This is a genomic window from Nocardiopsis sediminis (assembly GCF_042650565.1).
GTDB classification, from domain to species: domain Bacteria; phylum Actinomycetota; class Actinomycetes; order Streptosporangiales; family Streptosporangiaceae; genus Nocardiopsis_B; species Nocardiopsis_B sediminis.
The window spans coordinates 21561-28942 of sequence record NZ_JBHSBH010000010.1; the positions used below are offsets into that span (position 1 = coordinate 21561).

A 7382-nucleotide genomic window follows, 5' to 3' on the forward strand; every position below is an offset into this window, starting at 1 on the left:
GCGTGCTGTACGCGCAGGACCGCCGTACGAAAGATGTGCGGTCGTTCCTGACCCTCCACGATGACGGAACGCTGACCAGCGACGACCCTCACATGGTAAAGGCGATTCCGCGCTACCGCGAGAAACGCGGCTGGTCGAACGAACGCATATTCGAGTACTTCGCAGCGGAGTCCAACGCCTACGTCCGCTACTACGAAGAGGCGGACGCCCCGCCGCCGGACGGCGACGATGCGGTCGCCGGACCGGCGGACACGGCCGGATCGTGACAGAGTGTCACGATTCATGGGTTCTCTCTTCTTCCCGTACGGGTCGGACCTGACATCAGCAGCGAGCTCGCCGAACTCGTCGGCATCACCGTCCGCACATTGCGCCCGCCCCGCGACCACGTCGCCGAGAGGGTGTCCTACGTCATCTCCCGATCGGCTTGACCATGCCGTTAAGGCATGGTGTTTCATACCGACGCGCCTGCACCCGCATCCGTGGGCGCGGGCGGTCCGGAGTCATTTCTCTTTCCCAAGAAGCTCGCGCCGTCCGGAATTCTCCGGACGGCCATGGAAAGGTCTCGCCGATGTCCGACGCGGACACGATCAAAAAAATCCTGGTATCCGACGTCTACGTCGAGGTTCCACCCGACCGCATGGGCGAGCAGGACAGCCTTCGCGACGTTCTGGGCGTGGACTCGCTCGGATTCGTCGAGCTCCGCGCGCAGATCGAGGAGACCTTCGAGGTGACCGTCTCCGACGACGACTTCACACCCGAGCACTTCTCGACCATCGCGTCCCTGTGCGCCCTCATCGAGAAGCTCCGGTCGCCGGCCGCCGCCTGACCGCCACCGGCGTGGAAAGACCTCACCGAATGGATTCTCTCGACCCCGAAGTCACGGGAATGGGCTGGGAAACCCCTCTCGGCGATTCCCTGGACGACGTATGGACCCGGCTCCTCAACGGTGAATCGGGGATACGCGAAATACCCTACGAGCATCCTCTGCGCAGCACCCTCGCTGCGGTGGTCCCCACCGTCCCCCTGAGCGACGCACCCCATGAGCGCCAGCAGGCGCTCACCGCCTCGGCGATCCGGTCGGCCCTCGCCGACGCCGGGCTCGACCCCGATGTCCTCGGCGCGCCCGGCACCGCCCTCCTCCTCGGCACCAGCTACGCCGGCAACCTCGACGACCCCGAGGGCTCCTCGCTGCACGAATGGGCCCGCCGCACCGCCGACGAGGTCGGGCACCCGCAGCCGCCCCTGTGCGTGACCACCGCGTGCTCGGCCGGCTCCGACGCCCTGCTGATGGGCGCCGAACTCATCAGATCGGGGCGGCGCGAGATCTGCGTCTGCGTCGGCGCCGACGTGGTCACCCCCGCCAAACGGCTCGGCCACTCCATGCTCGGCACCATGAGCCCCCGGGCGCTGCGCGCCTTCGACGTCCAGCACGACGGCATGGTGCTCGGCGAGGGCGCCGGCGCCCTCGTCCTGGAATCCGCCGAGCACGCCTGGCGCCGGTCGGCGCGGGTCCGCGCCACGCTGCGCGGTGCGGGCTCGGCCAACGACGCCGCGGGCATGACCGCGCCCGACCCCGGCGGCGGCAGCGTCGTGCTGGCCGTGGAGCGGGCACTGGCGGGCAGCGGCCTGGCCACCGGCGACATCGCGGCGGTCAGCGCGCACGGCACCGGCACCCCGGTCAACGACGCGGTCGAGGCCACCAGCCTGGGCGCGCTGTTCGGCCCGGGGGAGCGGCGGCCGGTCGTCTACGGCACCAAGGGCACCCTCGGCCACAGCCTCGGCGCCTGCGGAACCATCGAGGCGATCACCCTCATCCAGGCGCTGACGGACCGCCGCGTGCCGCCGGTCCACGGGCTGGAGCAGCCGATGGACGGCTTCCCGCTGCCCCTGCCACAGGGTGCGCCCGGGACCGTTACGGACGGCTGCGGTCTCAGCCTGACCCTGGGGTTCGGCGGTTTCAACACCGCGCTGCTGTTCTCCGTTCCGGGAGGCGGCCATGGCTGACTACCCCCTCCCGCCGGCCCCCGCGGCTGAACAACACCCCCTCCCGCCGGCCCCCGTGGCCGCGGGATACGGCGAAGTGGTCACCGAGGACCCGGCCGCCCATGCACGCAACGCCCCCTCCCTGTTCGCCGACCCGCTGGCCTGGCTGATGGCCGAGGCGGCGGCCGCAGCCGTCCAGGACCACGGAGCGGACCTGGCGGCCGCCGGCGATCAGGTCGGCATGGTCACCGTCAGCGAGACGGGCACGCTCGACACCATGCGGGCGATCGCCAAGGCCACCGCCAGGGGCCGCGTCTCGCCCCTGAAATTCGCCGGCGCCAACCCCGGCTCCCTGGCCGGGCTCACCTGCATCCGCCAGGGGTTCCGCGGCCCGACCCTCGCCCTGTCCATGCCGCCCGCCGACGGCGCCCCCACCGCGGCCGCCCTGGCAGCCGGGTGGCTGGCGCGGGGCAGCGCCCGCTACGTGCTCATCGGCACCCACCGGCAGGACGGGACCGTCCACGCGGCGCGCTGCCTGATCCTGCGGGCCGCACCCGGCCCCGGGCCGCGCACCGAGCCCGACCTGTCCCGCCTCACCGCTCCCGCCCTCCTGCCCCAGACCACGAACGGATGAGAGAGGTGTCCGCCGCCATCGCCCCTCCCGACCCCACCCTGACCCCGGGCATCCGGCGCGACGACGTCGTCTCCCTCCTCGACCGCACCATCGACCTCACCCGCCCCGCCGGCGACCACCGACCCGGCTTCGACGAGGTCCTCGCCGACGTCGCCGCACTCGGCCTCGCCCCGGGGACGCCCGTTGTCATCGCGCTGGCCAACGGCCGCCATCTGCTCCAGCAGTACTTCGCCGTCCTGCTGAGCGGCGGCGTCCCGCTCGCCGTCTCCCCGTCCACCCCCTCGGCCCGCATCCGGGCACTGGCCGCCCACCTCAACGCCGGCGCGCTCATCGCCGCCCGCATCGACCCCGCCCTCTACGACGCGCGGCGGCGGTTCGAGGTGGGGGAGCAGCAGGCGGTGCCGCTGCCCATGGGCGGCCCGCGCGGTGTCTACGAGCCGGGGCAGGTGCTCATGCTGACCTCCGGCACCTCCGGCATGTTCAGCGCCTGCCTGCACGCCGTGGACTCCCTGCTGCGCAACGCCCGCCGCCACGCCGCGGCCGTGGGGGTGCGCGCCGATGACCGGCTCCTGATCAGCCTGCCGCTCTACTACTCCTACGCCATCGTCGCCCAGGCCATGACCGCGCTGATCACCGGCGCGTCCCTGGTCGTCTCCGGCCCGCCCTTCACCCCGGCCGCCTACCGCGAGACGATCCTGCGCCACGGCGTGACGTCGTCGTCCCTCACCCCGACCATCGCCCGCCAGCTCGTCGAGATCGGCGAGCGGCTTCCCACAGGGCTGCGCTCGGTGGCGGTCGGCGGCGACCGGACCGACCCGCGCCACGTCGCCGGGCTGCTCGACCTCAACCCCGGCGGCGAGCTGTACCTGACCTACGGCCTCACCGAGGCCGGGCCGCGCGTCGCCACCCTGGCGGCGCACCGCGAACCCGCCCACCGGCACGCCTCGGTGGGCCTGCCCCTCGACGGCGTCACCGCCACCGTGCGCGACCCGGGCCCCGACGGGGCGGGCGAACTCCTCGTGGCCACCGACACCGCGCTGCTGCGCAAGGTCGGGCCCGCCGCCCGCCAGCCGCTCATCGCACCGGGCCTGGTCGCCACCGGCGACCTGTTCCGCCGCGACGACGACGGCTACCTGTACTACACGGGACGGCTGTCGGACTTCGTCGTCGTACGCGGCGAGAAGGTCTCCCTCTTCTCGATCCGGCAGGCCGCCCAGACCCTCCCGGGCGTCGCCCGGGCCGTGCCCCGGGTGTGGCGCGGCGACGACGGCGAGAACCGCATCGACCTGGAGGTCCACGCCTCGGACCCGGCCCGGGTCACCGAGGCGGCCGTCCACGCCGGACTGCGTCCGCTGCTGCTGCGCAGCGAGCGCCCCGCCCGGGTCACGGTCGTCCCCGTGGCCGCGACCGCCCAGCACAAGTGACCGCGATGTACGAAAGGACCCTGCCCACCGTGACCAGCCCCGCGGCCCCGCCCCGCCGCACGCAGCTGTTCTGCGTCCCCCACGCAGGCGGCTCGGCCGGTGTCTTCCGCCCCTGGCGGCGCAGCTTCCCCGCGCACATCGAGGTCGTCCCGCTGGAGCCCGCCGGACGCGGCGCCCGCCGCGGCGAGCCGTTCGCCACCCGCGTGGACCAGGCCGCCGCCGACCTCGCCGCAATGCTCGCCGACCGGCTCGACGGCGACGACTACCACCTGCTCGGGCACTGCATGGGCGGCCTCATCGCCTACGAGATGGTCTGCCACCTCGAACGCAACGGCCTGCCCGGGCCCCGCAGCCTGATCATCTCCGGGCGCGACCCCGCCCACTTCCAGACCGACTGGGGCAAGCGGGTCGCCCGGCTCCCCGACGACGATCTGTTCGACGAGCTCACGTCCGTGGGCGGCGTCCCCAAGGGACTCAGCCGCGCCATGGCCGAAGGCTTCCTGCACATCATCCGCAACGACCAGCGCATGGTGCACGCCTACACCCCGGCCCGCCCACCGCACCGCATCGGCGTGCCCGTGCACGTCCTGGCGGGCCGCGAGGACGAGATGACCCACGCCGACCGGCTGCCCGGCTGGTCCGCCTACACCACCCGGGCCGTGGACGTCGAGTACCTGACCGGCGGCCACTATTTCCTCTACGAGTGGCCCGGCCACGTCGCCTCGCGCGTGGCCGGATGGGCGGCAACGGAGGCCCTCACCGCATGAGATACCGCTATCTGGGCGCCACCGGTGTCCGCGTCAGCGAGCTCTGCCTGGGCACCCTGATGTTCGGGGCCTGGGGCAACAAGAGCGCCGACGACTCCATCGCCGTCATCGAGCGCGCCATGGCCGCCGGCATCAACTACATCGACACCGCCGACTCCTACTCCCGAGGCGAGTCCGAGGAGATCGTCGGCAAGGCCCTCGCCCAATCCGGCAAACGCGACCGGGTCATCCTCGCGACCAAGGCCCACGCCCCCATGGGCGCCGACCCCAACTCCCGCGGCAACTCCCGGCGCTGGATCCACCAGGCCGTCGAGGCCAGCCTGCGGCGCCTGGGCACCGACTGGATCGACATCTACCAGATGCACCGGCCCGACCCCCACACCGACATCGACGACACCCTGGGCGCGCTCACCGACCTCGTGCAGGCCGGGAAGGTCCGCTACCTCGGCAGCTCCACCTTCCCCGCCCACCAGATCGTCGAGGCCCAATGGGTCGCCGAGCGGCGCCACCGCGAACGCTTCGTCAGCGAACAGCCCCCCTACTCGCTGCTCGCCCGCGAGATCGAGGCCGACGTGCTGCCGACCTGCCTCAAGTACAAGATGGGCACGGCGACCTGGAGCCCCCTCGCGGGCGGCTGGCTGACCGGCCGCTACCGCAAGGGCCGCAAGATCGCCCCCACCCAGCGGGCCGGGCGCTGGGGCAGGCGCTACGACATGTCCCTGGCCACCAACCGCGACAAGCTGGACACCGTCGAGGAGCTGGCCCTGCTGGCCGAGGAGGCCGGGATCAGCCTGATCCACCTGGCGCTGGCCTTCGTCACCGAACACCCCGCGGTGACCTCGGCGATCATCGGCCCGCGCACCGTGGAGCAGCTGGAACAGCAGCTCGGCGCCGCCGACATCCGGCTGCCCCAGGACGTGCTCGACCGCATCGACGAGATCGTGCCGCCGGGCCGCACCCTCAACCCGGCCGACGGCGGCTGGGACCCGCCCGAACTGGCCGACCCCGCGCTGCGGCGCCGGGCCGGGTGAGGGCCGCCGACATGACGCTACGAAGCAACGACGCATTTGAGACGGTGCCGGCCGACCTCGCCGATCCGGCGTCCGGCCTGGCCCTGACCGGCTGGCGCGCCGACGACGGCGACCGCGACCGCTTCACGGTCGAGGCCCGCTACGACAGCGGCGGCCTCCTCCTGCTCCCGGCCCACGCCGCCCGCCAGGCCGCCCTGCTCATCGCCCACGAGGCCTACGCGATACCGCGCGGGCACCACTGCGTCTTCCGCTCCCTGTCCTGCGGTACGGCGCCGGTCAGCGAAGCCGCGGTCCGGGCATCGGCTCCGGCCCCCGGGGCGCGGCTGGCGATCGACGTGGAGTGCATCGACCGGGACGTGCGGCGCGGCCACCTGGTCGGCTCCTTGTTCCGGGCATCGGTGCGCTCCGCCGACGGAGAACTCGGGACAGGGGAGGTGGACTTCGCCTTCCTCTCGCCGGCGGTGTACCGCTTCGTAGGCGGCTCGGCCGCGACGACCGCTCAGGCGCAGCCCTGGCCCCAATCGCCCACGACCGAAATCCGGCCGGACGCGGACCTGCTGCTCTTCCGCGGCCGCCCCGTCGACCACATCCCGGGGATGGTCCTGGCCGAAGCCGCCCTGCACCTGGCCGAAAACCACATCGGCCCCGGCCGGATACGGCGCTTCACCGGGACCTTCACCGGCCACGCCGGCCCCGGCGAGCCGTGCACCGTCCAACTGCGGTCCGGCGCGTCCGCCGGCTCCTTCGACGTGCAGGCCCTGCAAGCGGGACGCCGCGTGTACGAGGGGTCGGTCGACGTGGACCCCGCCCGCCCCGAAATGAGCCCGAAGTGACCGGCGCGGCGCCCCTGAGGCTGATCACGACGCATGCTCCCGGGCGTCCCCGGCATTTCGCCGAAGGGGTAGCCCGGGTGTCCCTAACCCCCTGGGGAAAATGAAAGGACCAGTGAGATATGACCGAGCAAGCTACCGGAGGGGATGCGTCGCCGCCGACACGTGCGCACGGCGACGACGCTGACCCCGCCGCAGCACAGGCCGCCCGCGATCCCGGCCCTGCGGCCGGGAACGCCGCGGCGGCCGACCATGACGCGCCCGCACCGGGCGCACCCGCTCCCGCCGACGCCCCGGCCCCCGGCGCCGCCAGCGGAGCCGACAGTGGGGCAACGGACCGTGCTCCCGCGGACGTCGGCGCAGCCGCCGAGAACCGCACCCCCTCCATCCTCACCAACGGGACGCTGGGGCGTGCCGACGCCGCAGCCTCCGGAACGCCTTCCGGCCAGGTCGGCGGGACGGGTCCGGCACCGGAGCCGTCGTCCGCATCCAGCGGGCCGATCTCCCAGCCGATCCCCGTCGTCCCGGCCAGCCTGCGCCCCGAGCCGGAGCAGCCTGCGGCCGCGGCACAGGCCGACCCCCCGCCGGGTCCGGCAGAGGGCGCCACCGAGGCGGCCTCAGCCGAGACCGACACGGAGACGGCCGATACCGGACGCGAGGAGGCGGCGGCCGCCGCGGCGGCACCTGCTGCCGCGGGTGCCGCAGCCGCCGAG

At 73.4% G+C, this 7382-nt stretch carries 8 protein-coding genes and 1 pseudogene; all 9 read left to right on the plus strand.

The window, feature by feature from the left end; all coding sequences use genetic code 11:
- Positions 1–2 precede the first annotated feature (2 nt).
- Positions 3–266, plus strand: coding sequence for a hypothetical protein (locus tag ACFOVU_RS15105; protein WP_378534083.1), 264 nt, complete (start codon positions 3–5; stop codon positions 264–266).
- 302 nt (positions 267–568) lie between these two features.
- Positions 569–826, plus strand: coding sequence for an acyl carrier protein (locus ACFOVU_RS15110; protein WP_378534085.1), 258 nt, complete (start codon positions 569–571; stop codon positions 824–826).
- 29 nt (positions 827–855) lie between these two features.
- Complete coding sequence (locus tag ACFOVU_RS15115; protein ID WP_378534087.1) at positions 856–2004, plus strand: beta-ketoacyl-[acyl-carrier-protein] synthase family protein; 1149 nt, start codon at positions 856–858, stop codon at positions 2002–2004.
- Entirely contained in the window at positions 1997–2617 is a 621-nt protein-coding gene (locus tag ACFOVU_RS15120) for a hypothetical protein (protein ID WP_378534089.1), read from the plus strand. Before ACFOVU_RS15115 ends, ACFOVU_RS15120 begins: the two co-directional genes overlap by 8 nt.
- Positions 2614–4041 carry a class I adenylate-forming enzyme family protein gene (locus ACFOVU_RS15125; protein WP_378534091.1) on the plus strand — a complete coding sequence of 476 codons (1428 nt, stop codon included), beginning with the start codon at positions 2614–2616 and terminating at the stop codon, positions 4039–4041. The genes ACFOVU_RS15120 and ACFOVU_RS15125 overlap by 4 nt, the downstream gene beginning before the upstream one ends.
- 29 nt (positions 4042–4070) lie before the next feature.
- Positions 4071–4808, plus strand: a complete 738-nt coding sequence (locus ACFOVU_RS15130; RefSeq protein WP_378534093.1) for a thioesterase II family protein — start codon at positions 4071–4073, stop codon at positions 4806–4808.
- Positions 4805–5839: an aldo/keto reductase gene (locus ACFOVU_RS15135; protein ID WP_378534095.1), complete on the plus strand. Its 1035-nt coding sequence runs from the start codon at positions 4805–4807 to the stop codon at positions 5837–5839. The genes ACFOVU_RS15130 and ACFOVU_RS15135 overlap by 4 nt, the downstream gene beginning before the upstream one ends.
- Before the next feature lie 11 nt (positions 5840–5850).
- On the plus strand, positions 5851–6672 hold the full coding sequence (locus ACFOVU_RS15140) for a hypothetical protein (RefSeq protein WP_378534097.1): 822 nt from the start codon (positions 5851–5853) through the stop codon (positions 6670–6672).
- Between the two features lie 119 nt (positions 6673–6791).
- A pseudogene (locus ACFOVU_RS15145) lies at positions 6792–7382 on the plus strand (hypothetical protein); the annotation flags it as partial.

Bases quoted from the DNA above. Each gene is read 5' to 3' on its own strand.
- ACFOVU_RS15110 (WP_378534085.1), top strand. From the start codon at position 569: ATGTCCGACGCGGACACGATCAAAAAAATCCTGGTATCCGACGTCTAC.
- ACFOVU_RS15115 (WP_378534087.1), top strand. From the start codon at position 856: ATGGATTCTCTCGACCCCGAAGTCACGGGAATGGGCTGGGAAACCCCT.
- ACFOVU_RS15120 (WP_378534089.1), top strand. From the start codon at position 1,997: ATGGCTGACTACCCCCTCCCGCCGGCCCCCGCGGCTGAACAACACCCC.
- ACFOVU_RS15125 (WP_378534091.1), top strand. From the start codon at position 2,614: ATGAGAGAGGTGTCCGCCGCCATCGCCCCTCCCGACCCCACCCTGACC.
- ACFOVU_RS15140 (WP_378534097.1), top strand. From the start codon at position 5,851: ATGACGCTACGAAGCAACGACGCATTTGAGACGGTGCCGGCCGACCTC.
- ACFOVU_RS15135 (WP_378534095.1), top strand. From the start codon at position 4,805: ATGAGATACCGCTATCTGGGCGCCACCGGTGTCCGCGTCAGCGAGCTC.